The following is a 24427-nucleotide window of genomic DNA, read 5'->3' on the forward strand; positions in this document are numbered from 1 at the left end:
CCGACATGACAATCAGCATCTGGGGGCAGACACCATGACGCAGGCAATCGGTCTGATGAGTGGCAAGCGTGGCGTCATCATGGGCGTCGCCAACAATCGATCGATCGCCTGGGGCATTGCCAAGGCTCTCAGGGCCCAGGGTGCCGAAATCGCGCTCACCTATCAGGGCGACGCGCTGAAGAAGCGGGTCGAGCCGCTCGCGGCCGAGCTCGGCGGCGTGCTCGCCGGCCATTGCGACGTTTCCGACGAGGCGACGATCGACGCGGTCTTCGACCATATCGAACAGCTCTGGGGCAAGATCGACTTCGTCGTCCATGCAATCGGCTTCTCCGACAAGGACGAGCTGACCGGCCGCTATGTCGACACGTCGCCGGACAATTTCACCAAGACCATGCAGATCTCGGTCTACTCCTTCACCTCGGTCGCCCGTCGCGCCGAGAAACTGATGACCGAGGGCGGCTCGCTGCTGACCATGACCTATTACGGCGCCGAAAAGGTCATGCCGAACTACAATGTCATGGGTGTCGCCAAGGCCGCACTCGAGGCGAGCGTGAAGTACCTGGCGGTCGACCTCGGCCCGAAGAACATCCGCGTCAACGCCATTTCGGCCGGCCCGATCAAGACGCTGGCTGCCTCCGGCATTGGCGACTTTCGCTATATTCTCAAGTGGAACGAATATAATGCGCCGCTGCGCCGCACCGTGACGATCGAAGAGGTGGGCGATGTCGGCCTCTATCTTCTCTCCGACCTGTCGCGCTCAGTCACCGGCGAAGTGCATCATGCCGATAGCGGTTACCATGTCGTCGGCATGAAGGCCGTCGATGCGCCGGACATCGCCGTCGTCAAGGACTGACGCGGCGGCCGGCCTCTTTCCAGCCGTCTGCGGGGCCCCTGCCCCCTTCCTTACCGATCGGGACTTCGCCTTGACCCTCTATGTGATCCGCCACGGCCAGACGGACTGGAATGCCGAGATCCGCCTGCAGGGCCAGAAGGACATTCCGCTGAACGACACCGGCCGCGCCCAGGCGCACGGCAATGGTCTGGCGCTCGCGGCCGTCCTCGGCGACAGCGCTGCCGCCTATGATTTTGTCGCCAGCCCGCTTGGCCGGACGCGCGAGACCATGGAGCTGCTGCGCGCCGCCATGGGCCTCGATCCCACGGCCTACCGCACCGACGAGCGGCTGAAGGAAGTCTCCTTCGGGGATTGGGAAGGCTATACGCTGGAAGAGCTGGAAACGATCGCCCCCGGCAAGATCGCCGAGCGCGACGCATCGAAATGGGATTTCATTCCGCCCGGCGACGATGCGGAAAGCTACGAGATCCTCTCCTGGCGCATCGCCTCCTGGCTCAAAGACGTGCGTGGCCCCACCGTCTGCGTCAGCCATGGCGGCGTGATCCGCAGCCTGTTCAAGCTCAAAGGTGCGATGAGTGCGGAAGAGGCGGCGATGGGGGCGATCCCGCAGGACCGTATCTTGAGGATTGACGGCGAGACGATCGGCTGGCTGTGACGCTGCGGGCTTACTGGACGACTTCGAGATCGTTGATGACGCGCTTGCCGTCGACTTCCGTATAGAAGACCACGACCTTGACGCCGGCCTTCAGGCCTTCGAAGTTGAACTCCTCCGGCGCCTGGTAACTCTTGCCGTCATCGAGAGACAGGCTCAGCCGTTCGGTATCGACACTGGTGATCGTCGCCTCGACATCGGCACTTTCCGCAAAAGCGGCCAGCGGCGAGAAGAAGCTGGCGGTCGCCATCAATGTCGCAACGACGAAACGCATTCCTGTCTCCCTCTTCACCATTCGATCAGCAGGCCGGCACACGCTCGTTGTGGCGATGGAATGTGGCGAAAATTTACCATCCTGATGACATTGCGGCCGTGATTGCGGCATTCTCGCGACAAGGCGCCGTATGGTTAGGGAAAGGTAAAAAGCCAGACGCAGTGTTCTGACACCCCTACAACAGGTCTTATTAATATTCGATCTTTATGATATGCCCATCTTGTGTGTGACTTGAAGATGGCGGCGATGGATCGTTCGAACAGCACCAGACTGGCGACCTTTGCGCGCATCATCCGTCTATCGCTCATCCCATCCGCGATTACGACCTTGGTCATCCTGGTCGGCGGCATGCTCTACCTCAAGCAAAGCAGCATCGACGCCCGCGAATTGCTGCGGAGCGACGTGCAACGCGCGCTCGACGTGGTTGCCGTCCGCCTGGAAAGCAATGTCGAGAAACTGACCTCGGCGGTGTCGACGCTCGGCACAATCGCGGGAATCAATCCAAACCTCCTCTCGGAAGGTTTCGCGTCTCTCGCTTCGGCCACCATGCACGAAAACCCAGGGATTCTCCGAATCAGCCTAGCACCTGACGGCGTCATCTCCGACGTTGTTCCCCGTGAGGAGAAAGCCCGCAGGGTCGGCCGGCGGCTCGACCGATTCTATGCCCAGCGGACGGCATCGAACTGGGCACGCGCGCTGAAGAAGCCGGTGATCGGCAGCCATGTGCGGCTTGCGGATGGCACCTATGGCTTTGATGCCTATGTGCCGATCACGGTTACGACCAAGGGGGTCGAGACGTTCTGGGGCTATCTGGAGCTCCTGATCGCCGACAAGGCGATCTACCGCGATACTGTCGGCTATCAGCAGAACCTGTCAGAGCGCGGCAGGATCCTGGTGACGAACCTTCCCGAAGCGCCCTACGCCATCAGCATCCGCGATATGTCGATCCAGGCGCGCAACGCGGAGCCCTTTCTCGGCGTCAAGAAGGATTTCGAGTCGGATGCGGTGCTTCGCAAGGTCAACATCGCGGGTGCCCTGTGGCAACTGGCGGGAGTGCCTAAAGCGGGCTGGAACCAGCCCCCAGCGCACGGGACCCTGACGAAGACCATCATTCTGCTCGGTGCTCTGATCGCCAATGTCCCGATCCTCTTCACCGGCTGGATGATGAATGCCCGCCAGGTCGCCCTCGTCGCGCTCGACCAGCGCAACAAGGAACTCCTGACGATGTCGCACCGCCTCAACCTCGCGCTGGAATCCTCCCGATTCGCCGTTTGGGAAATCGACATCGATACGGGGACGCGGTTTTGGGACGAGTGGATGTACGAGCTCCACGGCTTGCCCTACGACCCTTCGTCTCCGACGGCGAACGGACCAGGCGCGGACGCCTGGAAGACCAACATCCACCCGGACGATCTGGAACAGGCCGAGCACGCCCTGCAGCAGACGCTCGACAGCCTGGGTGTCTATGGCGACGAATACCGGATCATCGACAAGGGCAAGACGCGGTATCTTCGCCATGCCGGCTTGTTCCACCAGGCCAGCGACGGGCAGAGGAAGGTGACCGGGATCAGCTGGGATATCACCGACGACGTGGAAAGAACGGCAGCCCTGACGGCGGCCAAGGATCGGATCGAGCACAACGCTTTTCACGACCCGCTGACGGAGCTCGGCAATCGGCGCATGCTTGACAGGACGCTGACCGGCCTTCTCCAGCGCGCGCCCGACGGAACTGGCAACGCGGCACCGGCCATCGCACTGCTTCATCTCGATCTCGACCGTTTCAAGCAGATCAACGATACGCTCGGCCATGCCGCCGGCGACGCCATGCTGGTCCATGCGGCGCGCATTCTCAAGGCGCATACAGGACCGGATGACACCGTCGCCCGTATCGGCGGGGACGAGTTCGTGATCGTGACGGCCGAAACGGACGAAGCCAAGCTCACGGCCCTGTCCCAGGGCATTATCGACGCAATGCACCAGCCCGTTGATCACGAGGGGACTGCCTGCCGCTTCGGCGTCAGCGTCGGCATTGCCATCAGCGACACCGCCACGGATGCGCGCGCGCTGCTCGTCAATGCGGACATCGCGCTCTATCGCGCCAAGGAGAACGGCCGCAACCGCCATGTCTTCTTCACCGAGACCCTGCAGTCGGATATTGTCGAGACCAAGCGCATCGGCGACGAGATCCTCGCCGGCATCGAGAACGACGAGTTCACAGCCTGGTACCAACCGCAGTTCGACGCGAAGACGATGACGCTCTGCGGAGTGGAAGCCCTCATACGCTGGGAACACCCGCGCGACGGCATCCTCCCGCCCGCCACCTTCCTCTCGATCGCCAAAGACCTGAACGTCGTGGCGGCACTCGACGCCATCGTTTTAAGAAAGGCCTTGGTGGATATGGCGCGCTGGACGGCCGCCGGCCTCGTCGTCCCGAAGGTCTCCGTCAATGTGTCGGCCAAGCGCCTGCGCGATCCGATGCTGACGGAAACGCTCACCGGTCTCTCCTTCACACAGGGCAGGCTCTGCTTCGAGCTGGTCGAATCCATCTTCCTCGATGGCGATGACGACATCCTCATGCAGAACATTGCCGCCATCAAAGCGCTCGGCATCGAGATCGACATCGACGACTTCGGCACCGGCCATACCTCCGTCGTCGGCCTGCTCAAGATCAAGCCGAACCGGCTGAAGATCGATCGCCAGCTCGTCTCGCCGATGACGACCTCGGTCCGGGAGCAGGCGCTGGTCAGGGCGATCATCGAGATCGGCCATTCGCTCGGCATCGAAACGGTGGCGGAAGGGGTGGATACCCTGGCGCATGTGGACATGCTGGCCACGCTCGGCTGCGACGCCTTGCAGGGCTATGCCCTTTCCAAGCCGCTCTCGGCGGCGGAATTCGCGCGCTTCGCGCATTCCGAATCAGGGTTCCGGACCGAGGCGATGCTCCCGGCAGAATTCGGAATGCCGCTTGCCTCCTGACGAACGGGGCCCTGCCGCTTCCGGGCGACGCCTGTCTGCGAACCCTAAGGGCCACCTGCGACCCGACCGAGACTCATCGACATCTGCGCGAAAACATTTCCGCTTCGCCGCTTATCCGGTAAGAGAGTGGCCCGAAGAACGGGCGCTGCCAGTCGGGGCCGCCCGCAGCAGGCAAATGGTCACGGCAGCATGTCGCATAACAGCTTCGGTCATCTCTTCCGCGTCACCACCTGGGGCGAAAGCCATGGGCCGGCGCTTGGCTGCGTCATTGATGGCTGCCCGCCCGGCATCCGTTTCACGCTCTCCGAAATTCAGGCGGAGCTCGACAAGCGCAAGCCCGGCCAGTCGCGCTTCGTCACCCAGCGGCGCGAGGAGGATCTCGTGCGCGTGCTCTCCGGCGTCATGCCGGAGGCAGACGGCGACGGTCTGGTGACGACGGGCACGCCGATCTCGATGATGATCGAGAATACCGACCAGCGCTCGAAGGATTACGGCGAGATCGCCCGACGCTATCGGCCTGGCCATGCCGACTACACCTACGACGTCAAATATGGCATTCGCGATTATCGCGGCGGCGGTCGCTCCTCGGCCCGCGAGACGGCGGCGCGCGTGGCGGCCGGCGCGCTGGCGCGGCGCGTGGTGCCGGGACTGACCGTGCGCGCTGCGCTGGTGCAGATCGGCCAGCATAAGGTCGACCGGGCGAACTGGGACTGGTCGGAGGTCGGCAACAATCCCTTCTTCGCCCCCGACCCGGCGATCGTGCCGGTCTGGGAGGCCTATCTCGACGAAATCCGCAAGGCAGGCTCCTCCGTCGGCGCCGTGGTCGAGGTGATCGCCGAGGGCGTGCCGGCCGGCATCGGCGCGCCGATCTATGCCAAGCTCGACCAGGACATCGCCGCCAATCTGATGTCGATCAACGCGGTCAAGGGCGTCGAGATCGGCAATGGCTTCGAGGCCGCCGCCATCACCGGCGAGGAGAATGCCGACGAGATGCGGATCGGCGCCGACGGCAAGCCGGTCTTCCTCTCCAACCATGCCGGCGGGATCCTCGGCGGCATCGCCACCGGCCAGCCGGTGGTGGCGCGCTTCGCCATCAAACCGACCTCTTCCATCCTCACCGAGCGCCGCTCGATCGATGCCGACGGCCAGGAGGTGGACGTGCGCACCAAGGGCCGCCACGACCCCTGCGTCGGCATCCGCGCCGTCCCCATCGGCGAAGCCATGCTCGCCTGCACCCTCGCCGATCACTATCTGCGCGACCGGGGGCAGACGGGGCGGGTGATCGCCTGAAGCATGGTCCGCCGGCGATCTGGCCGCCCTTCGCACCGATGCGGCAATGCGAGCTGCTCTTGACCGAACGACTTCAGCAGGCGACTGCAGAAGCAGGATCAATCTGCATTTTCGTAGAGGATGGCCGCCTCTATCACCGCAGGGAGCCGGGCAACCACATCTGGCAGGAAGTCATTAAGCGTCGACCAAATTGTCGCCAGGTTCAGTTTGGCGAAACCGTGGGCAATATGATTTCTCATGCCCTTCATGTTCCGATAGGGAAGATGCGGGAACAGGTCTGCAAAAGCAGGATGCTCCTTCAAGATCCTCGCCGCACACTCTCCCATGATCAGCAGATTGAGGATGCACGCCTGCTGTGTTTTCCTATCCGCTAAGAATTGGCTCCAATCGAGATTGTCACAATACTCCTCAGCATCAATAGCCATCTCCTGCATGAGCAGCAGATGGTCGATCAAATAGCTGTCCGTCATACAGGGAGAGCTTCGTCCAGCACTTTCGCGCGTTGCTTTTCCGGCAATCCTCCTGGCGTCAGCACATGCACTTCCACGCCGAAAAGATCCTCAAGCTCGATTTCTAGCCCGCCGAGATCGAGAAGCGTCGTACCCGGGCGATCGTCCACCAAAAATTCGATCTCGTCGCTTTCCAAGTCCGCACGTCCGGAAGCAGCGCCGACGAGCCGCGGGTTCGACAAGCGAAATCGGCGTACCAACGCATGAATGGCGTCACGGTGTTTCTCGACTTCTGCGGATGGCTTCATCGTCAAACCTCGCTTTGAGCGCGTCACACGCGATCCATAAACAATACAATAAATGCCGATACGACAAAACCTGTTCTATCCTCGCGCCCCTTCCAGCCACACCACCTCCGCCACACCTGCAAAGCGGGCGACGCGGGCCAGTTCGGCCTCCAGCCGCTCCGTCCGCCCGGCGCTCGTCCGCACGCCCGGCTCCCACCAGAGCCGTTTCACCTCCAACGTGCCCTTCTTCCGATTGGCCTTCATGTCGATCCGGCCGATCAGCCGGTCGGCTTCGAGAAGGGGGAAGACGTAGTAGCCGAATTGGCGCTTCGGCTCAGGGACAAAGATTTCGATGCGGTAGGAGAAGCCGAACAGGCGCTCGGCGCGCGCCCGGTCGCGCAGCAGCGGATCGAAGGGGCTGAGCACGCGCAGCCGGGCCGGAGGTTCCTTGATCATGCCCAACATCTCGGCAAAGCCCGCCAGCGCATGCGAGGCGCGCGGGCGGCTGCCATCCGCCGGCTCGATCACCACCGTCACCAGCTCGCCCTGATGCGCCTGCACCCAAAGCCGCGCCGTTTCCGGCGAAATCAGATCGAAGAAGGCGGCGATCTCGCCATGGGTGGCAAAGCCCAGGCGTTCCAGCGCGGCCCGGCAGCACCAATCAGTGAAGGCTTCGCGGTCCACCTCCGGCAGGCGATGCCGGTCGGGCATCACCCGCTCGGTCAGATCATAGACCTTCTGGAAGGCCTCGCGCCGGGCGATGCAGAGTTCGCCGGTGCGCCAGAAATATTCGAGCGCGATCTTGGAGGGATGCCAGTTCCACCAGCCACCGGACTGGCGATCCTCATGCTTGAAGTCGCGGGCAAGCACCGGCCCGTCCGTCCGGATCCGCGCCAGCGTCTCCTCGAAATGCGCCTCGAAACCCTCCGCCTGCCAGGTCCGCCACCTGGGCAGGATCGACTCTCGATAATCGGCGAAGCGGTGCTTCCAATAGCGGAAGAAAGCGGAAGGAATGATCGAGGCGTCGTGCGTCCAGTGCTCGAAGAGTGCGCCATCCTCCTCGAGAAGCTGGCGCAGATGCTCCGGCCTATAGGTCTGGTTGCGGGAGAACAGGATCATCTGGTGGGCGCGCTCGACCGTGGCGATGCTGTCGACCTGCACGAAGCCGAGCCGTGTGATGAGATCGAGCAGCCCGTCCTTGCCGAGCGCGCGCCCGGGCGGGTCGCTTAAGCCCAAGCGATCGAGGAAGATGCGGCGCGCATCGCGGTTGGTGAGAAGAATCGTCATGGCTTCGATCATGCTTTGTTCTGGCGGCAAATCAACCGGGCTTCGCCCTCTGTTGCCTTTCGCGTCAATCCGCCTAAACAACGCTCGGCCTTGATCGATGGGATGAAACGTTTGGATATCCGCTTTACCGATTGCAGCGTGCGCTATGGTGAGACGATAGCGCTGCACCCGCTGTCGCTGACGCTCACCGAAAAGCGGATCGGGATTATCGGCCTCAACGGCTCCGGCAAGACCACCTTCGCCCGCGCGATCAACGGGCTGGTGAAGCCGAGCAGCGGCCAGGTGACGATCGACGGTATCGACACGGCGAAGGACGAGAAGGCGGCGCTCGCCAAGGCCGGCTTCATTTTCCAGTCGCCGCAGAACCAGATCATCCTGCCGATCGTCGAAGACGATCTCGCCTTGACGCTGAAGAGCCGCGGCCTGCCGAAATCTGAGACCGCGGCCGCCGTGTCTGCCATCCTCGCCCGTTTCGGCATTTCCGACCTTGCCCGTCGGCGCGCCCATTCGCTCTCCGGCGGAGAGACGCAGCTGGTCGCCATGGCGAGCGTGCTGATCGGCGCACCTGACCTTTTGATCCTCGACGAGCCGACCAATCAGCTCGACCTGCGCAACCGCGCCCGCGTGCTGGAGACGATCGCAGCCCTGCCGGAATCCGTCATCGCCATCACCCATGATTTGACGCTGCTTACGGGTTTCGAGCGGGTTCTGCTCTTCCACGAGGGGCGGCTGGTTGCGGATGGCGGCGTGGAGGAGACGATCCGCAGCTATGAGCGGATCGCACTCCGATGAAGAGCCTCTATGTCGAAGGGCGCACCCCGCTCCACCGCCTCTCCGTCCGCGTCAAGCTCGCCGGCCTGTTCACCGCCAGCCTTCTCGTCTTCTTCTTATCCACGCCGTTCTTTCTCGCGGCCTGCCTGCTCCTCGCGCTGGGGCTGCTTGCGAGCCTGCGGCTTTCGCCCCGCGAGATCCTCGCCCGGCTCGGCTGGCTCACCGTCTCCATCCTTTTCGTCGCGCTCCTCACCAGCTTCTTCGACGGGCCGGAGGCCGGGATCGTCTCGGCGCTGCGCTTTCTGACGCTGGTCGTTCTGGCGACGGCGGTGACGTCCTCGACAGAGCTCGGCGACTTCATGGACGAGATCCTGCGCCTGCTCCGGCCCCTCGATCGGATCGGCCTTCTGAAGGCGCAGGATGTGGCGCTCGCCTTCGGCCTGGTGCTGCGCTTCGTCCCGGAGATCCTGACCCGCTACGCCGCCATTCGCGAGGCGCACCGGGCACGCGGGTTGCAACCGCGCCTGTCGACGCTCATCGTGCCGCTGATCATCCTGACGCTGAAAGATGCGGATTCGGTCGCCCTTGCCATTGACGCGCGCGCTTTGCGCCGCCAGTAATCCCGCACCCGCTTATAGACGCAGCCGCCCTGCACACATTGGAGCTTCGCCATGTCGACCCGCGATCTGACGCTGATTGCCCTCTTCACCGCCATCATCGTGGCGCTCGGCGCCCTGCCGCCGATCTCGCTCGGCTTCATCCCCGTGCCGATCACCGCCCAGTCCATGGGCGTCATGCTGGCCGGCTGCATCATCGGTGCCAAGCGCGGCGCGCTCGCCTATCTGCTGCTTATCCTGCTGGTTGCCGTCGGACTGCCGGTGCTCTCGGGCGGGCGCGGCGGTCTTGCCGTGCTCGTCGGCCCGACGGCCGGCTTCATTGCCGGCTGGGTGGTCGGCACCTACCTGACCGGACTGATCGCCGAAAAGCTGGTGCGTGACGGCCAGCCGGCACCCAAGCAGATGCTCGGCTTCTTCCTGGCCTCGATCGCCGGCGGCATTGGCCTCGTCTATCTGTTCGGCATTGTCTGGCTGGCCTTCTCCACCGGCATGGGGCTCGAAAAGGCAGCCATCGGCTCGCTCGCCTTCATCCCCGGCGATCTCGTCAAGGCAGTGATCGCGACGCTCGCCGCCCGCGCCGTCATGGTCGGCTACCCGCTGCTGCCGCAGCGGGCCTGAGAGGCTGGACGCAACATCCGACCGCGTTAGATCCCTTGCATGACCACAATCCTTTACGAGAACCCGATCTTCCTCGAGCATCAGGTGCCGGAGGGCCATCCCGAGCGGCCCGACCGGCTGCGCGCGCTGAACCTTGCGCTCGAGCATGAGCGCTTCCAGCCGCTGAAGCGGCTCAAGGCGCCGCAGGGCAATGAGGACCTCGTCCTCCTCGCCCATCCGGAAGAGCACCTGCGCGCGGTGATGGCGGTGATCCCCGAAGAGGGCATCAACTCCTTCGAGGCGGACACGCATGCGAGCCCCGCCAGCCTGCAGGCGGCGCTGACCGGGATCGGCGGCGCGGTCGCGGCCGTCGATGCGGTCTTTGCGGGCGAAGCGGACAATGTCTTCGTCGCCTCCCGGCCGCCGGGACACCATGCCGAGAAGACGAAGGCCATGGGCTTCTGCTTCTTCAACAATGCCGCGATCGCGGCCCGCCATGCCCAGCGGGCGCATGGCGCCGAGCGGGTGGCGATCGTCGACTGGGACGTGCATCACGGCAACGGCACGCAGGACATCTTCTGGGATGACGCCTCCGTCCTGTTCTGCTCCACCCACCAGATGCCGCTCTACCCCGGCACCGGCGCCAAGGACGAGGAAGGCCGGCACGGCACGATCGTCAACGCGCCCCTCTCCCCCAATACCGGCAGCGAGCATTTCCGCGAGGCCTTCAAGAGCCGGGTCTTGCCGGCGCTTGCGGACTTCCAGCCGGATCTCGTCATCATCTCCGCTGGCTTCGACGCCCATCACCGCGACCCGCTGGCGCAGATCAACCTGACGGGCGAGGATTTCGACTGGGCGACCGGCAAGCTGCTCGACGTCGCCGGCCGCTTCAGCGCCAACCGGGTGGTCAGCCTGCTCGAGGGCGGCTATGACCTTGTGGGCCTGGCCGAGTCGGCAGGCCTACACATCCAGCGCCTGATGAGGGGATGAGCATGGCGACAGAGACGACACGCGCCGAGACCGACGTCCAGTCGCTCTCCTTCGAAAAGGCGGTGGAGGAGCTGGAAGCGATCGTGACCGCGCTCGAGCGCGGCGACGTGGCGCTGGAGCAGTCGATCGCGATCTACGAGCGCGGCGAGGCGCTGAAGAAGCATTGCGAGGCGCTGCTCAACGCGGCCGAAAACCGTATCGAAAAGATCCGCCTCGACCGGGCCGGCAAGCCGCAGGGCGTCGAGCCCCTCGATCCCGCCTGAGCCTCGACAGCATGAGACATTGCTTGTAGACTGGCGTCCATGAACAGGGACGAGGTCATTGAGATGCTGCGCCGCAACCGCGCCGTGCTGGAAGCAGCCGGCGCCGTGCACGTCTCGCTCTTCGGCTCGGTCGCGCGCGGCGAGGCAACGGCAGAATCGGATCTCGATGTGCTGGTGACGCTTTCCAACGATCCGGAATTTCAAGGCCTTGGCTATTTCGGGGCGATCGAGACCCTGCGCTCGGCAATTGCCTCCATGTCTGGAAAGGCCGTTGATATCGTTACGGAGCCGGTGAGAAAAGATCGTCTTCGCGCCGAGATCGAGCGGGACCGCGCCGTTGCCTTCTAGCAAGCCGCTCGTTCGGCTCCAGGACATCCAGGAGAACGCTACGCGCATCCTCAACTACATCGATGGTTTGAGCCTCGATCAATTCCTCGTGGATACTCTGGTCCAGGACGCCGTGGAAAGATGCCTGACGCGCATTTCCGAAGCAGCCGTCAAACTCGGCCCCTTGGGCGGCACGCTGTTGCCCGATCACGACTGGCGGAAGATCCGCGCGATCGGCAGCGTTTTCCGGCATGACTATGACAAGGTCGAACTCCGCCAGGTTTGGCTAATCGCTCAGGACATCATGCCGAAGCTGAAGACGGATATCGACGGCGCGATCCTCAGCTTCGACGAGCGCGAGCGCTAGACTTTCCGCCTCTTCCCTTCCCCACCCCTGCCTCTAGTTGAGGTTGTCGAACCGAGTTGGTGGAGTGGGAGGACGACGATGGCCGAGGGGTTGGATGGGACGAGCCTGAGCAAGGAGGCGCCGGAGACGGGCAGGACGGAGCTCAAGCAGGTGATGGGGCCTGGTCTGCTCCTGCTCTTCATCATCGGCGATATCCTGGGCACCGGCATTTATGCGCTGACCGGCCAGGTGGCCGGCAAGGTGGGTGGCATCGTCTGGGTGCCCTTCCTGATTGCCTTCCTCGTCGCCCTGCTCACCGCCTTCAGCTATCTCGAACTGGTGACGAAATATCCGCGGGCGGCAGGTGCGGCGCTCTACACGCATAAGGCCTTCGGCGTACATTTCCTGACCTTCCTCGTCGCCTTCGCGGTCATGTCGTCCGGCATTACCTCGGCAGCCACGGCATCGCGCGCCTTTTCGGCCAATTTCATGGCGGCGCTCGGGCTCGACGCAGCGGATGGAATCGTCGTGCTGGTGGCCGTCGGCTTCCTGGCACTGGTGGCGGCCATCAATTTCCGCGGCGTCGGCGAGAGCGTCAAACTCAATGTCGGGCTGACATTGATCGAGCTCAGCGGGCTCCTGATCATCATCGGCATCGGCTTCTATGCGCTCGGCAACGGGCAAGGCGATATCAACCGCGCCTTCGTCTTTACGCCGGAGGGAGAGAGCGGCGTCTTCTGGTCGGTGGTCGCCGCCACCACGCTTGCCTTCTTCGCCATGGTCGGCTTCGAGGATTCGGTCAACATGGCCGAGGAGTGCAAGAATCCGAGCCGCATCTTTCCGAAGGTTCTGCTCGCCGGCCTCTGCATCACCGGGGTTATCTATGTGCTGGTGTCGATCGCCGCGATCACGCTGGTGCCGGCCGACCAGCTGAGCGAAGGCGAAACGCCGCTCCTGAAGGTCGTCGAAGCCGGCGCCCCCTGGTTTCCGGTCAGCATCTTCGGCGTCATCACCATGCTGGCCGTCGCCAATTCCGCGCTGATCAACATGATGATGGCGAGCCGCCTGATCTATGGCATGAGCCGCGAGAAGGTGATCCCGGATGTGCTCGGCAAGGTGCACCCGACCCGCCGCACCCCCTATGTGGCGATCATCTTCACGACGCTGCTCGCCATCGGCCTCCTGATCTTCGCCGGCGGCGTACCACAGCTCGGCGGCACCACGGCGCTGCTGCTGCTCTGCGTCTTTTGCGTCGTCAATATCGCGGTGCTCGTCCTTCGCCGCGATCCGGTGTCCCACAAGCATTTCCGCACGCCGACCATCGTTCCGGTTTTCGGCGCGCTCACCTGCGCCTTCCTGGCCGGGCCCTGGACCGGCCGCGACCCGGTGCAGTATGTGATCGGCGGCTGCCTTGTGGCGATCGGCCTCGTGCTGTGGGCGGTTACGGTGGGTCTGATGCGCCGGCTTTCGCCCACGACGGGCTGAAGCGCCGGACGTCTGGTTCATTTCACTAGGCGACCCGCTGCCGATCGGCTAGATTGACCGGCTTGGGCGAGCCCGCCCATGCCGCAGCCGCGCCTTAATTTGCAATCACTGCGGGATTGCTGGCACGACGCGAGTCTGCAAGAGGAAAGACAAGGGTGTCGCGTGGGCGCGGCATCGTAAGAGGACTGAGCGTGACCCATCCGACATCTCCGCCGTCGACGCCGCTTCTCGACAGGGTCACCCTGCCGAGCGACCTAAAGGCGATCGACGACAAGGACCTGCCGCAGCTGGCGGCGGAACTGCGCGTGGAGATGATCGACGCGGTCTCGCGCACCGGCGGGCACCTCGGCGCCGGGCTCGGCGTCGTCGAGCTGACGATCGCCATCCACAAGGTGTTCGAAACACCGCATGACCGGCTGATCTTCGATGTCGGCCATCAATGCTATCCGCACAAGATCCTGACCGGCCGTCGCGATCGGATCCGTACGCTGCGCCAGCAGGACGGGCTTTCGGGCTTCACCCGCCGCGCGGAGAGCCCCTACGACCCCTTCGGCGCCGCCCATTCCTCCACCTCGATCTCGGCCGGCCTCGGCATGGCGGTCGCCTCCGAAATGACCGGGGAGAAGCGCAATGTCATCGCGGTGATCGGCGATGGCGCCATGTCGGCCGGCATGGCTTTCGAGGCGCTCAACAATGCCGGGGCGCTCGATGCACGGCTGATCGTTATCCTCAACGACAACGACATGTCGATCGCCCCGCCGACCGGCGCGATGAGCGCCTATCTCGCCCGTCTCGCCTCGGGCCGCACCTATATGGGCTTCCGCGAATTCGGCAAGAAGCTGACCGCCTATCTCGGCAAGTCGGTCGATCGCGCCATCACCCGCGCCGTCGAACATGCCCGCGGCTATGTGACCGGCGGCACGCTGTTCGAAGAGCTCGGCTTCTACCATATCGGCCCGATCGACGGGCACAGCTTCGAGCATCTCCTGCCGGTCCTGCGCAATGTGCGCGACAACGCCCATGGCCCGGTGCTGATCCATGTCGTGACGCAGAAGGGCAAGGGCTATGCGCCTGCCGAGGCGGCTGCCGACAAATATCACGGCGTCAACACCTTCGACGTCATCACCGGCGCCCAGGCCAAGGCCAAGCCCAATGCGCCGTCCTACACCGCTGTCTTCGCCGAGGCGCTGGTCCAGGAAGCCGACCATGACGACAGGATCGTCGCCGTCACCGCCGCCATGCCGTCCGGCACCGGGCTCGACAAGTTCGCGCTCGCCCATCCCTCGCGCTGCTTCGATGTCGGCATTGCCGAACAGCATGCGGTGACGTTTGCGGCCGGGCTCGCGACCGAGGGGCTGAAGCCCTTCGCGGCGATCTACTCGACCTTCCTGCAGCGCGCCTATGACCAGGTCGTGCATGATGTCGCGATCCAGGGCCTGCCGGTGCGCTTCCCGATCGACCGTGCCGGCTTCGTCGGCGCCGACGGGCCGACCCATGCCGGCTCTTTCGATACGACCTATCTCGCCACCCTGCCGGGATTCGTGGTGATGGCCGCGGCCGACGAGGCGGAGCTCAAGCATATGGTGGCGACGTCCGCCGCCTATGACGAAGGCCCGATCTCGTTCCGCTATCCGCGCGGCGAGGGTGTGGGCGTCGATATGCCGGTGCGCGGCCAGATTCTCGAGATCGGCCGGGGCCGCGTCGTGAAGCAGGGGAGCAAGGTGGCGCTGCTGTCCTTCGGCACGCGGCTCGCCGACTGTCTGTTGGCGGCGGAAGATCTGGACGCGGCTGGGCTGTCGACCACCGTCGCCGATGCCCGCTTCGCCAAGCCGCTCGATCACGATCTGATCCGCCAGCTCGCCCGCCATCACGAGGTGCTGATCACCGTCGAGGAAGGGGCCGTCGGCGGCTTCGGCAGCCATGTGCTGCAGTTCCTCGCGCTCGAAGGCCTGCTCGACACGGGGCTCAAGGTCCGACCGCTCGTCCTGCCGGATATCTGGATGGAGCAGGCCAAGCAGGAGGTCATGTATGCCCAGGCCGGTCTCGACCGGGCCGGCATCGTTTCGACCGTCTTCAAGGCGCTCGGTCAGGGCACACTTGCCGGCCCCACCCGTGGTCGGGCAGCCGATCTCTGACCAGTGCTTGAGGAAAGGTCGTCGCCGTCAGGCGGCAGCCACCTGCCTCGGCCGATCGATCTGCTGGCGCGCAAGCGTTGACTGGCGTCGGTTCTCCAGATGCCGGCCGAGACCGAGCAGCAGGCCGCAGCCGATGATCAGCGACAGCAATTGCGATGCGAGCGGCATGTCCGGATGCACCTTCATCACCACAGCACACAGGTTGGAAAGGGCGATGCCTGTGGCGAAGACCGCCAGGCTGTGGCGCCCGGCATCGCGGAGCAGCGAGAACGTGCCCGAATTGGCCGCATCCTCGACCCATTTCATGTTCCAGGCGAGGTAGATCAGCGCGGCGACATTGATCAGCCGCAGCGGCCCGACATTCGTCTTCGACGCCATCTCGTGATAGTGGCTGCCGAAGATGGTGGCGATCATCTCGAAATGAGCGAGATAGGCGATCGGAATGGCGGCAATGCAGAAGACGCCCGCGGCGTTGAAGAGCGCCGGGTGATAGGGCAGCATCGTCTTGCCCTCCTTGATCCGCAGGCCGAGCAGAACGCCCCCCACCAGCAGGATCTGCCAGGAGATCGGGTCGAAGAACCAGACGCCCAGATCATTGGCGCCATTCGGCAGGTTGAGATGGCCGACGCCGGCCGCGAGCCAGAGAAGCGCCGAGACGATGAGGAGCGCCACGACCGAGCGCATGGCCAGCCACATGGCGAAGGGTGCAAGGATGAGCAGCACCATGTACATGGGCAGGATGTCGAGATTATAGGGTAGATAGGCGAGCGTCAGCACGCCCGGCAGATGACCGAGGGGATCCGACCAGAAACCGTTCATGTCGAGCGGAAGCGCATAAGGCGAGGCGAGCGACAGCAGGAGACCCGCAGCGAGCGCCTTGAGGGCGAAGAGCAGCAGGTGCACGCTGTAGAGACGGCCGGCGCGCCGCCAGGGACGCACGAAGCTCGGCCCCTCCCCGCGCTTGAAATAAGCGAGCACCGCCGAGATCCCGGCCAGGACGACGAAGATCTCCGAGGCGTCCGAGAAGCCGCGGGAATTGCGGAATCCTTCCGAGAAACTGTACTCCGCATGACCGATGAAGATCAGCAGCAGGCAGAGGCCGCGCAGGAGATCGATACGATTTTCGCGTTGTGCCTTCATGGCTCGTCCGGAAATTGGCCCCTTGCGGGCCTTCTGGCCGCATGGGCAAGGTTCATTCCCGTCGACGAGACTAGCCGGCAAGCGTGCAAAGCTGGCTGATGCAAAAACTGCAATTTTAATGGAATGCTGGTTTTTGAGGAGGTTTTCTGCCGAGCGAGCCCTTTGAGGCTTGCCACAGGGGGTGCCTGCGGGCGAAGAGGAGCGGATGAGCCAGGACGTTTCATCCCCCATCCGCCTCGACCAGCTGCTTCTCATGAAAGGGCTGGTCGCCAGCCGCGCCCGGGCGCGCGATGCGATCCAGCGCGGCACCGTGACGATCGACGGCCGTGTCGTAACCAAGCCGAGCGCAAGCTTCGCTGACGACGTGCGCATCGAGATCGACGATCCCGCCCAGCCCTATGTCTCGCGCGCAGCGCTCAAGCTCAAGGCCGGGCTCGATCATTTCGGCCTCTCGCCGGAGGGGCTCGACTGTCTTGATATCGGCGCCTCGACGGGTGGGTTCACCGAGGTGCTGCTGGAAGCCGGCGCCGCTCATGTCATCGCCATCGATGTCGGCCATGGACAGTTCCACCCGCGGCTAGCGGCCGATCCGCGCGTCACCAGCCTGGAGGGCGTCAATGCCCGCGCTTTGGACGCCGAGCAGCTCGAGGGCCGGGCGATCCGCATGATCGTCTCCGACGTCTCCTTCATCTCGCTGCGTCTCGCTTTGCCCCCGGCGCTGGAGATGGCCGAGCCCGGCGCGCATTGCCTGCTGCTCGTCAAGCCGCAATTCGAGGCAGGGCGCGAGGCGATCAGCAAGGCCGGTCTCCTGAAAGCGCCGGAGACGGCGCCGGATGTGGCGGCGAGCCTCGAGACGTGGCTGACGGAGGAGATAGGCTGGGAGAGCCTCGGCCTCATCCCCTCCCCGATCGCCGGCGGCGACGGCAATCAGGAATATCTCTTGGCCGGGCGCAAGCCGCTTGATGACGGGACGGACGCGTGAGCGCGCTGACGGCCCGGATCGACCGGCTTGGTCCGCAGGGCGACGGCGTCGTCGCCTCGGCAGAGGGGCCGGTCTATGTGCCCTTCACGCTCCCGGGCGAACAGGCAACGCTTGCGGTCTCCAAGCAGCGGGGCACGGTGATGGCACTGCTCGAGGCCTCGCCCGAGCGCGTCCAGCCGCCCTGCCGTCATTTCGGCCCGCATGGCGAGAATGGCACCTGTGGCGGCTGCAGCCTGCAGCATGCGAGCGACCCGCTCTATCATGACTTCAAGCGGCGACTGGTCGTCGACGCACTCGCCCAGCGTGGGATCGAGACCGAGGTGGCGCCGCTCGTCATCGCCCGCCCCGGCGAGCGCCGACGGGTGACGATGACCGCGCGGCGGACGGAAAAGGCCATGCTGCTCGGCTATAACCAGGCCGAAAGCCATCATATCGTCTCCGTGGTCGAATGTTCGATTGCCAGCCCCGGCATCGTGTCGAGGCTCGGTGCGCTGCGCCGGATCGCCGCCGCGCTTTCCAGCGACGCCGAGCCCTTCCGCATCACGATTCTTGAGACCGCCGTCGGGCTCGATCTTGCCGTCGATGGGCTGAAACCGCTGTCCGAGCGGCATCGCCGCCATGTGGTCGATACGGTGCTCGGCGTTCCCGGCATCGCCCGCCTGGCGGTGGCTGGCGAGGTGCTGGTCGAGCCGACCCGGCCGGTGCTCGATTTCGGCGGGGTTCCGGTCACACCACCCCCGGGCGGCTTCGCGCAGGCAAGCAGCGTCGCGGAAGCGGCCATGGCCGATCTCGTCATGGCCGGATTGGGCGGTGCCAAGCGGGTCGCCGATCTCTTTGCGGGATCGGGCACGTTTTCGTTGCGCATCGCGCGCCAGGCCCGCGTCCACGCGGTGGAGGGCGAAGAGCGGGCGCTGCAGGCGCTCGATGCCGCCGCCCGCGCGGTGCAGGGCCTGAAGCCGGTGACGGTCGAAAAGCGCGACCTCTTCCGCCGGCCGATGATGGTTTCCGAATTGAAGGCCTTCGACGCCGTCGTCTTCGACCCGCCGCGTGCCGGCGCCGAAGCCCAAAGCACGGAGCTTGCCCGCTCCGCCGTCCCGATCATCGTCGCCGTTTCCTGCAACCCGGTGACGCTCGCCCGCGACCTCGCCCTCCTCACCAGCGGCGGCTACCGTGTGACCGGTGTCACCCCGATCGACCAGTTCCTCTGGTCAAGCCATGTCGAAGCCGTGGCGACGCTCGTGCGCGACTGACGATCGGCGGAGACATATGACGCGATGCTGATATCCTGACTCGGTGACGGGCAGAAGCAGCATGCGCTGAGCCAGCCGGCGCGTCGGGGAGGATAAGCCACCCCGACCTCAGGCAAAGGCTTTGCCGGTCATCAGGAGGGATGTTCACGGGTTTCTTTCCCATCAGCATCACGCTTGAGATACAGAAAACCCGCACGAGCTGGTCAATCACCGTGCGGGTCCAGTTTCTGACTTAAGCGTCGGCGGTCGGAGTGTCCGCTCCGGCGTTTGCTCTTGGAGAATAAATTTCCCGAGGGTTTCTGACAAGACAGGACATGGCGGCTCGCTGATGGACTAATCCACCACGCGTTTCAGTTCCGCCGCCAGATGGTCGAAGACGGCGCGCAGGCGGGCGCTGCGGGGGAGGTCGTCGTGGGCGACGAGCCAGAGCGGCAGGGTGGCAACGGTAATGTCCGGCAGGATGCGGACGAGGCTCGGCTCGATCTCTGCCAGATGAACCAGCATCGGGCCGATGCCGATGCCGGCGAGAATGGCGGCGCGCTGCGCAGGCATCGAGGCGGAGCGGAAGCCGATATCGGCCTTGCGGATGGCCACGCCGTATTGGCGACCGAAGGCCACCGCCCGGCTCCCCTCCTCCTCTCCGACGACCCGGTGTCCAGCGAGATCGGCGGCCGCGCGCGGGACGCCGCGACCGGTGCGGTCCAGATAGGCGCGGCTGGCATAGAGGCCGAGCGATACGCTTCCCAGCCGCCGCGTGATCAGCTCGGCCTGGTCGGGAGGCGCAAAGCGCACGGCGATATCCGCCTCCCGGCGCAGCAGATTGTCGACCGCATCGCTGACCAGCAACTCGATCTCGAGCGTCGGATGCGCCTCCAGCAGCGGCGCGATCAGCGCTGGCAGAATATGGGCGCCGAAGATCTGGCTCGACGTGACCCGGACCGTTCCACTGACCCCCGCCGGCCGGCCGCGCAGCGCGGTGACGAACTGGGTGACGGCCCTATCGACCGCCTCGGCCCGTTCATAGAGCTGTGCCGCCTCGGCCGTCGGGCGCAGGCCGGCGATGGTGCGGTCGAAGAGCACCTCGCCGGTGAGCTCCTCCAGACGGCGGATCTGGCGGCCGACCGTCGGCTGGGTCGTCTTCAGGATTTTCGCTGCACGGGTCAGATTGCCTGTGCGAACCACGGCAACGAAGGCGCGGATCAAGCTCCAATCCACGCCGGCAAGATCGAAGTCTGGTGATCGCGGGGTCATGCATCGATGCATGAGCCACATGCAGATTTTGTCAAGCGCCAAACATCCGTGATTGGTCTAGCATCAGCCATCGTTCGCGCGAGAGGGGTTTCCGATGAATGTCGAACAGATCTTTTCCTCTGCCTCATTGCTGGCGCTGCTTGGCTGGGCAGCGCTGGTCCTCTCTCTTTTCGTGCCGGCAATCAGGGCGCCGGCGCGCGCCGTCGCGCGCTGGGTCGTCCCGCTGATCCTTGCCGTCCTCTATGCCGCGCTGATCGCCGGCTTCTTCGCTTCCGCCGGGGGCGGGTATCAATCTCTGGAGGCGGTGCGGACGCTTTTCGCGACGCCCGAAATCCTGCTGGCCGGCTGGATCCATTATCTGGCCTTCGATCTCCTCGCCGGCACGCTGATTGCAGAACACGGCCTGCGCCATGGTGTGCCCCGCCTGCTGCTGTTGCCGATCCTTGGCCTTACCTTCCTGTTCGGGCCCGCCGGGCTGCTCGCCTTCGCCGCCCTTCTCGGCCTTACCGGGCTTGCGACGCCGAAGGCCGGCGCGGGAGAGCCGGTATGAGCGCGCTGACCATCCCCCTGCTCCCGCGGCGGGCTGCAACGCGGCTCAGGGTTCCTCCCGTCAATGACGGGCTCGCGCGAAGCGGTGTCCTTCTCCTGCTGCTGATCCTGCCTTTCGCCCTGCTGATGATCGCCGATCCGCGTCAGGTGCATGGCCTGTCGGTCTGGCTGAAGCCGATCAAGTTCGCGCTGTCGCTCGGGGTTCATCTGCTGACGGCAGCGGTCTTCTGGTCTTTTCTTGGAGAGCGGTTACGCGGCAGTTGGCGCGGGCGCCTGATGGCAATCTCCCTCCTCGTGCCCGCCTTGTTCGAGATCACCTACATTGCCGCCCAGGCCGCGGCCGGGCAGGACTCGCATTTCAATCTGACGACGGCCTATACCCGCACCATGTTCGCGCTGATGGGCGTCTTCGCGGTGATCCTGACGCTCGGCACCAGCGCCGTGGGCGTCGCCATTCTCCGCGCCGACACGAAGACCAGTCTTCGCAACGACAGCGCCCGGCTCTCCATCGGCGTCGGCTTCGCGCTGTCCGGCCTGCTCGGCCTGCTGACCGGCGCGGCGATCAGTCTCAACGGCGGCCATCTGGTTGGAATGCCGCAGGATCCGCGCCATGTCGTCGCGCTGTTCGGCTGGTCGCGCGAGGTGGGGGACCTGCGCATCAGCCATTTCATCGGCCTGCATGCCGCGCAGGCTTTGCCCCTCCTCGGCTGGCTGGCAAACCGGATCGCACCGCAGCGGGCCTGGGCCTTGGTCTCGGCCGGCGCAGCCGTGCTGACGCTCGCAACCCTCGCCGCGATGGCGCTGGCTTTCATGGGGCGCCCGTTTATTCCGTAATCGACGCCCCGCAGATGCGGCAGAGGCCTTTATCGGTTCAGGAAAGCGGCAAAGGCGGCCTGGGCCTCCGGGCTCTGCAGCCGGCTGGCGAAGAGGGCGGCCTCCTCGTCGATACGGGCGGAGAGCTTATCCGGGTCACCGCGCAGCAGCTGCCGGGAGAGGCGCAGGGCTTCCGGCGGCTTGCTGGCGAGCAGCGCGGCGAGCGCCAGCGTCTCCCGCTCCAACACCTCGGCCGGGACAAGGCGGGCGATCAGGCCGGACTGCAGCGCCTCCGTGGCGCTCATCGACAGGCCGGCACAGAGCAGCGCGAAGGCGCGCTGGTGGCCGATCAGCCGCGGCAGGAGAAGGCTGGAGCCCGCCTCAGGCACCAGGCCGAGATCGACGAAGGGTGTCTTGAACAGCGCGCGCTCGGAGGCGACCGTCAGGTCGCAATGCAAGGTGAGCGTCGTGCCGATGCCGACCGCCAGCCCGTCGACACCGCTCAGCAGCGGCTTGCTGCCCTCGACAAGCCGACGAAGGAAGCCGAGGGTCTCGCCGCCCACCGCACTGCCAGTCGCCATGGTGGCAAAGTCGGCGAGGTCATTGCCGGCGCAGAAGCAGCCCTCGCTGCCGAGAAAGACGATGGCACGGACCGCGTCGGAGGCTTCGGCCTCGTCGAGGGCCGCGTTCAAACTGCGATACATCGCCTGCGTCAGGGCATTCTTCTTCTGCGGCCGGTTGAAGCGCAGCACCCTCACGCCGGGATGATCGCTCGGATGGTCGATGGTGATCTCGTCGGTCATGCCTGCCGTCTCTCCTGTCGTGCCCGCTGCTCTGGCCTCAGCCGAAGGCCCGGCGCGCGGCCATCATGCTTTCGCTGCCTTCGCAGATCGACCGGCAAAGCGCGGTGGTCTCGCCGAGGTGATGATCGGCAAAGAAGCGGCAGAGCGCTGCGCGCTCGTCCTCGCCATGGAGCGCCAGGCGCGCCAGAAAGATGCCCGAGAGCACCAGGCCGAACAGGCGCTGATAGGCGGTGGCGCCGGCAAGAGCAGCCGCCTGCTCGCCGGCGGCCAACCGCGCAAGCAGCCATTCGGTGGCGGTCGTGAGATCATCGAGCGACCCTTCAAGCCGCGCCGCGCAGCCGCCGAAGCCGGCATTCGAAAGGGCCACGGCGGCGGAGACACGACGCAGCTCGTCGATCAGCCCGCGCACATGTTCGCCGGCATCGATCGGCAGCTTGCGGGTGACGAGGTCGATCGCCTGGATGCCGTTCGTTCCTTCATAGATCGGGGCGATACGGGCATCGCGCAGCAGGCGCGCCGCACCCGTCTCTTCGACATACCCCATGCCGCCATGCACCTGAATGCCGAGCGAGGCGACCTCGACGCCGATGTCGGTCGGGAAGGATTTGGCGATCGGCGTGAGCAAGGCCGCCCGGTCGCGCCAGTGGCCGGCATCCTCGCCGGCCTGTTCCGCGGCATGCGCGCGGTCAACGGCTTCGGCACAGGCATAGGTGATGGCGCGGGCGCCCTGGGTTAGTGCCATCATGGTGAGCAGGGTGCGGGCGATATCGGGATGGTCGAGGATCGGGCTGGCCGTGGCGGCGCCGGGGGCTCGGCCCTGTTGTCGCTCGCGGGCAAAGGACAGCGCCTTCTGCGTCGCAGCCTCGGCGATCGCCACCCCTTGGGCACCGACCGCCAGCCGCGCATTGTTCATCATCGTGAACATGCAAGCGAGGCCACGATTTTCCTCGCCGACCAGGAAGCCCACGGCTCCGGGCTCGTTCCCGTAACGGCCATCGCCGTAAATCATGGTGCAGGTCGGCGAAGCGTGGATGCCGAGTTTCTCCTCGATCGCGTGGCAGAGGACGTCATTGCGCGCGCCCGGCTGCCCCTGCGCATCCGGCAGAAACTTCGGTACGAGAAACAGCGAGATGCCGCGCGTGCCCTCGGGCGCACCCTCGATGCGCGCCAGAACCAGATGGATGATGTTCTCCGTCAGGTCGTGCTCGCCCCAAGTGATGTAGATCTTCTGACCGAAGATGCGGTAGGTGCCGTCGGGCCGCCGCTCGGCGCGGGTGCGCAGGGTCGAGAGATCCGAGCCTGCCTGGGGCTCGGTCAGGTTCATGGTGCCCGTCCATTCGCCGGAGACCATTTTCGGCAGATAGAGCGCCTTTAGCGCGGCCGACCCATGCGCGGCGAGCGCCTCGACGGCGCCGGAGGTCAGCATGGGTGCCAGCGCAAAGGCCATGGACCCGGCGTTCCAGATCTCCATGGCCGCAATATGCAGGCGATGCGGCAAGGCCTGGCCGCCGAACTCCTCCGGGGCGGACACGCCGTTCCAGCCCCCGTCCGCCCAGGCGCGGTAGAGCGCCGCCCAGCCCGGAGGCGCCGTGACGATCCCCTCCTTCAGCGTGGAGCCGATGCGATCGCCAATGGCGGCCAGCGGCGCGATCTCCGTATCGCAGAACCGCCCCGCCTCCCGGATCACTGCTTCCGCGAGATCCGGCTCCACCGCGTCCGGCCCGGACGAAAGACTGCCGATTGCCTCGAGCGTGAAAAGGATCTCCTCCACCGGTGTGCGGAACATGGTCGGCCTCCTCTCACATCTCCCGCCGGCAAACCTATTGATTTTTACGTAAACGTCAACCTGCAGCGAATGGGCCCGTCAGCGGGAGAGCGCGTCACGCATGCAACGCAGCTGTCGCAAATCTGCGCTACAGCCGAGCTTTCACCGCGCCCCGTTCGGCGCTAAGCTCCCGGCCGACCGAATGCCTCGGTCCGCGCTGTCCACAAGGGCGCACGGGCGAGCGGGCATGGCGTTACCACAGGCGGGTCCCGATC

The 24427-nt window shown here is 65.1% G+C and carries 25 protein-coding genes; 17 read left to right on the plus strand and 8 right to left on the minus strand.

Annotated features, from left to right (window positions below; all coding sequences use genetic code 11):
• Nucleotides 1-34 precede the first annotated feature (34 nt).
• Nucleotides 35-853, plus strand: a complete 819-nt coding sequence (gene fabI, locus ACLE20_RS01250) for an enoyl-ACP reductase FabI (protein ID WP_410938432.1) — start codon at nucleotides 35-37, stop codon at nucleotides 851-853.
• A gap of 70 nt (nucleotides 854-923) precedes the next feature.
• A complete protein-coding gene (locus ACLE20_RS01255) occupies nucleotides 924-1508 on the plus strand; it encodes a histidine phosphatase family protein (RefSeq protein WP_410938433.1) in 585 nt (194 codons plus the stop codon).
• Between the two features lie 10 nt (nucleotides 1509-1518).
• Here the strand turns inward: ACLE20_RS01255 and ACLE20_RS01260 are convergent, their stop codons facing one another.
• Complete coding sequence (locus ACLE20_RS01260) at nucleotides 1519-1779, minus strand: DUF1344 domain-containing protein (RefSeq protein ID WP_410938434.1); 261 nt, start codon at nucleotides 1777-1779, stop codon at nucleotides 1519-1521.
• A 246-nt stretch (nucleotides 1780-2025) separates the two neighbouring features.
• Between ACLE20_RS01260 and ACLE20_RS01265 the strand changes: the two genes are divergently transcribed.
• Together ACLE20_RS01265 and aroC are read left to right on the plus strand one after the other, a co-directional pair.
• The gene (locus ACLE20_RS01265) at nucleotides 2026-4755 is read left to right on the plus strand and encodes an EAL domain-containing protein (protein ID WP_410938435.1); all 2730 of its coding nucleotides are present in this window, start codon (nucleotides 2026-2028) and stop codon (nucleotides 4753-4755) included.
• 189 nt (nucleotides 4756-4944) lie between these two features.
• Nucleotides 4945-6045 (plus strand): chorismate synthase, encoded by a 1101-nt coding sequence (gene aroC, locus ACLE20_RS01270; RefSeq protein ID WP_410938436.1) that lies wholly within the window; start codon nucleotides 4945-4947, stop codon nucleotides 6043-6045.
• A gap of 98 nt (nucleotides 6046-6143) precedes the next feature.
• Here aroC and ACLE20_RS01275 read toward each other — a convergent pair whose 3' ends face one another.
• From ACLE20_RS01275 to ACLE20_RS01285, 3 genes are all read right to left on the minus strand, one after another.
• Nucleotides 6144-6515 carry a DUF86 domain-containing protein gene (locus ACLE20_RS01275; protein ID WP_410938437.1) on the minus strand — a complete coding sequence of 124 codons (372 nt, stop codon included), beginning with the start codon at nucleotides 6513-6515 and terminating at the stop codon, nucleotides 6144-6146.
• A complete protein-coding gene (locus ACLE20_RS01280) occupies nucleotides 6512-6802 on the minus strand; it encodes a nucleotidyltransferase family protein (protein ID WP_410938438.1) in 291 nt (96 codons plus the stop codon). The genes ACLE20_RS01275 and ACLE20_RS01280 overlap by 4 nt, the downstream gene beginning before the upstream one ends.
• A gap of 75 nt (nucleotides 6803-6877) precedes the next feature.
• Nucleotides 6878-8068 (minus strand): winged helix-turn-helix domain-containing protein, encoded by a 1191-nt coding sequence (locus ACLE20_RS01285; RefSeq protein WP_410938439.1) that lies wholly within the window; start codon nucleotides 8066-8068, stop codon nucleotides 6878-6880.
• Nucleotides 8069-8179: 111 nt separating this feature from the next.
• Between ACLE20_RS01285 and ACLE20_RS01290 the strand changes: the two genes are divergently transcribed.
• The 9 genes from ACLE20_RS01290 (at nucleotide 8180) to dxs (ending at nucleotide 15599) form a co-directional block, all read left to right on the plus strand.
• On the plus strand, nucleotides 8180-8860 hold the full coding sequence (locus tag ACLE20_RS01290; RefSeq protein ID WP_410939108.1) for an energy-coupling factor ABC transporter ATP-binding protein: 681 nt from the start codon (nucleotides 8180-8182) through the stop codon (nucleotides 8858-8860).
• The gene (locus tag ACLE20_RS01295; RefSeq protein WP_410938440.1) at nucleotides 8857-9459 is read left to right on the plus strand and encodes an energy-coupling factor transporter transmembrane component T family protein; all 603 of its coding nucleotides are present in this window, start codon (nucleotides 8857-8859) and stop codon (nucleotides 9457-9459) included. Before ACLE20_RS01290 ends, ACLE20_RS01295 begins: the two co-directional genes overlap by 4 nt.
• Nucleotides 9460-9510: 51 nt before the next feature.
• Complete coding sequence (locus tag ACLE20_RS01300) at nucleotides 9511-10074, plus strand: biotin transporter BioY (protein ID WP_410938441.1); 564 nt, start codon at nucleotides 9511-9513, stop codon at nucleotides 10072-10074.
• A 39-nt stretch (nucleotides 10075-10113) separates the two neighbouring features.
• Nucleotides 10114-11043, plus strand: a complete 930-nt coding sequence (locus ACLE20_RS01305) for a histone deacetylase family protein (protein WP_410938442.1) — start codon at nucleotides 10114-10116, stop codon at nucleotides 11041-11043.
• 2 nt (nucleotides 11044-11045) lie between these two features.
• Entirely contained in the window at nucleotides 11046-11306 is a 261-nt protein-coding gene (locus ACLE20_RS01310; protein ID WP_410938443.1) for an exodeoxyribonuclease VII small subunit, read from the plus strand.
• A 39-nt stretch (nucleotides 11307-11345) separates the two neighbouring features.
• On the plus strand, nucleotides 11346-11654 hold the full coding sequence (locus ACLE20_RS01315) for a nucleotidyltransferase family protein (RefSeq protein WP_410938444.1): 309 nt from the start codon (nucleotides 11346-11348) through the stop codon (nucleotides 11652-11654).
• Nucleotides 11644-12000 carry a DUF86 domain-containing protein gene (locus ACLE20_RS01320; RefSeq protein WP_410938445.1) on the plus strand — a complete coding sequence of 119 codons (357 nt, stop codon included), beginning with the start codon at nucleotides 11644-11646 and terminating at the stop codon, nucleotides 11998-12000. The genes ACLE20_RS01315 and ACLE20_RS01320 overlap by 11 nt, the downstream gene beginning before the upstream one ends.
• A gap of 78 nt (nucleotides 12001-12078) precedes the next feature.
• Complete coding sequence (locus tag ACLE20_RS01325) at nucleotides 12079-13464, plus strand: APC family permease (RefSeq protein ID WP_410938446.1); 1386 nt, start codon at nucleotides 12079-12081, stop codon at nucleotides 13462-13464.
• Nucleotides 13465-13649: 185 nt separating this feature from the next.
• Nucleotides 13650-15599: a 1-deoxy-D-xylulose-5-phosphate synthase gene (gene dxs, locus ACLE20_RS01330; protein WP_410939109.1), complete on the plus strand. Its 1950-nt coding sequence runs from the start codon at nucleotides 13650-13652 to the stop codon at nucleotides 15597-15599.
• Nucleotides 15600-15626: 27 nt separating this feature from the next.
• On the opposite strand, the gene ACLE20_RS01335 is transcribed toward dxs, so the two are convergent.
• On the minus strand, nucleotides 15627-16739 hold the full coding sequence (locus ACLE20_RS01335; protein ID WP_410938447.1) for an OpgC family protein: 1113 nt from the start codon (nucleotides 16737-16739) through the stop codon (nucleotides 15627-15629).
• Nucleotides 16740-16944: 205 nt separating this feature from the next.
• Here ACLE20_RS01335 and ACLE20_RS01340 point away from each other — a divergent pair, with 205 nt between their 5' ends.
• On the plus strand, nucleotides 16945-17721 hold the full coding sequence (locus tag ACLE20_RS01340) for a TlyA family RNA methyltransferase (RefSeq protein WP_410938448.1): 777 nt from the start codon (nucleotides 16945-16947) through the stop codon (nucleotides 17719-17721).
• Nucleotides 17718-18971, plus strand: a complete 1254-nt coding sequence (locus ACLE20_RS01345) for a class I SAM-dependent RNA methyltransferase (protein ID WP_410938449.1) — start codon at nucleotides 17718-17720, stop codon at nucleotides 18969-18971. Before ACLE20_RS01340 ends, ACLE20_RS01345 begins: the two co-directional genes overlap by 4 nt.
• A gap of 333 nt (nucleotides 18972-19304) precedes the next feature.
• On the opposite strand, the gene ACLE20_RS01350 is transcribed toward ACLE20_RS01345, so the two are convergent.
• Nucleotides 19305-20222 carry a LysR family transcriptional regulator gene (locus tag ACLE20_RS01350; RefSeq protein WP_410938450.1) on the minus strand — a complete coding sequence of 306 codons (918 nt, stop codon included), beginning with the start codon at nucleotides 20220-20222 and terminating at the stop codon, nucleotides 19305-19307.
• 94 nt (nucleotides 20223-20316) lie between these two features.
• On the opposite strand from ACLE20_RS01350, the gene ACLE20_RS01355 reads away from it, so the two are divergent.
• Nucleotides 20317-20772, plus strand: a complete 456-nt coding sequence (locus tag ACLE20_RS01355) for an abscisic acid-deficient protein Aba4 family protein (RefSeq protein WP_410938451.1) — start codon at nucleotides 20317-20319, stop codon at nucleotides 20770-20772.
• Nucleotides 20769-21605, plus strand: a complete 837-nt coding sequence (locus ACLE20_RS01360) for a hypothetical protein (protein ID WP_410938452.1) — start codon at nucleotides 20769-20771, stop codon at nucleotides 21603-21605. The genes ACLE20_RS01355 and ACLE20_RS01360 overlap by 4 nt, the downstream gene beginning before the upstream one ends.
• Nucleotides 21606-21634: 29 nt before the next feature.
• On the opposite strand, the gene ACLE20_RS01365 is transcribed toward ACLE20_RS01360, so the two are convergent.
• Together ACLE20_RS01365 and ACLE20_RS01370 are read right to left on the minus strand one after the other, a co-directional pair.
• A complete protein-coding gene (locus ACLE20_RS01365) occupies nucleotides 21635-22387 on the minus strand; it encodes a crotonase/enoyl-CoA hydratase family protein (RefSeq protein ID WP_410938453.1) in 753 nt (250 codons plus the stop codon).
• 37 nt (nucleotides 22388-22424) lie between these two features.
• Nucleotides 22425-24173 (minus strand): acyl-CoA dehydrogenase, encoded by a 1749-nt coding sequence (locus tag ACLE20_RS01370; protein ID WP_410938454.1) that lies wholly within the window; start codon nucleotides 24171-24173, stop codon nucleotides 22425-22427.
• Between the last annotated feature and the right edge of the window lie 254 nt (nucleotides 24174-24427).

The organism is Rhizobium sp. YIM 134829, from assembly GCF_046546455.1.

Excerpts from the sequence above, each read along its gene's own strand:
- fabI (WP_410938432.1), top strand. The coding sequence starts at position 35 with ATGACGCAGGCAATCGGTCTGATGAGTGGCAAGCGTGGCGTCATCATG.
- ACLE20_RS01260 (WP_410938434.1), bottom strand. The coding sequence starts at position 1,779 with ATGCGTTTCGTCGTTGCGACATTGATGGCGACCGCCAGCTTCTTCTCG.
- ACLE20_RS01265 (WP_410938435.1), top strand. The coding sequence starts at position 2,026 with ATGGATCGTTCGAACAGCACCAGACTGGCGACCTTTGCGCGCATCATC.
- aroC (WP_410938436.1), top strand. The coding sequence starts at position 4,945 with ATGTCGCATAACAGCTTCGGTCATCTCTTCCGCGTCACCACCTGGGGC.
- ACLE20_RS01275 (WP_410938437.1), bottom strand. The coding sequence starts at position 6,515 with ATGACGGACAGCTATTTGATCGACCATCTGCTGCTCATGCAGGAGATG.
- ACLE20_RS01280 (WP_410938438.1), bottom strand. The coding sequence starts at position 6,802 with ATGAAGCCATCCGCAGAAGTCGAGAAACACCGTGACGCCATTCATGCG.
- ACLE20_RS01285 (WP_410938439.1), bottom strand. The coding sequence starts at position 8,068 with ATGACGATTCTTCTCACCAACCGCGATGCGCGCCGCATCTTCCTCGAT.
- ACLE20_RS01295 (WP_410938440.1), top strand. The coding sequence starts at position 8,857 with ATGAAGAGCCTCTATGTCGAAGGGCGCACCCCGCTCCACCGCCTCTCC.
- ACLE20_RS01300 (WP_410938441.1), top strand. The coding sequence starts at position 9,511 with ATGTCGACCCGCGATCTGACGCTGATTGCCCTCTTCACCGCCATCATC.
- ACLE20_RS01305 (WP_410938442.1), top strand. The coding sequence starts at position 10,114 with ATGACCACAATCCTTTACGAGAACCCGATCTTCCTCGAGCATCAGGTG.
- ACLE20_RS01310 (WP_410938443.1), top strand. The coding sequence starts at position 11,046 with ATGGCGACAGAGACGACACGCGCCGAGACCGACGTCCAGTCGCTCTCC.
- ACLE20_RS01315 (WP_410938444.1), top strand. The coding sequence starts at position 11,346 with ATGAACAGGGACGAGGTCATTGAGATGCTGCGCCGCAACCGCGCCGTG.
- ACLE20_RS01325 (WP_410938446.1), top strand. The coding sequence starts at position 12,079 with ATGGCCGAGGGGTTGGATGGGACGAGCCTGAGCAAGGAGGCGCCGGAG.
- ACLE20_RS01335 (WP_410938447.1), bottom strand. The coding sequence starts at position 16,739 with ATGAAGGCACAACGCGAAAATCGTATCGATCTCCTGCGCGGCCTCTGC.
- ACLE20_RS01340 (WP_410938448.1), top strand. The coding sequence starts at position 16,945 with ATGAGCCAGGACGTTTCATCCCCCATCCGCCTCGACCAGCTGCTTCTC.
- ACLE20_RS01350 (WP_410938450.1), bottom strand. The coding sequence starts at position 20,222 with ATGACCCCGCGATCACCAGACTTCGATCTTGCCGGCGTGGATTGGAGC.
- ACLE20_RS01355 (WP_410938451.1), top strand. The coding sequence starts at position 20,317 with ATGAATGTCGAACAGATCTTTTCCTCTGCCTCATTGCTGGCGCTGCTT.
- ACLE20_RS01360 (WP_410938452.1), top strand. The coding sequence starts at position 20,769 with ATGAGCGCGCTGACCATCCCCCTGCTCCCGCGGCGGGCTGCAACGCGG.
- ACLE20_RS01365 (WP_410938453.1), bottom strand. The coding sequence starts at position 22,387 with ATGACCGACGAGATCACCATCGACCATCCGAGCGATCATCCCGGCGTG.
- ACLE20_RS01370 (WP_410938454.1), bottom strand. The coding sequence starts at position 24,173 with ATGTTCCGCACACCGGTGGAGGAGATCCTTTTCACGCTCGAGGCAATC.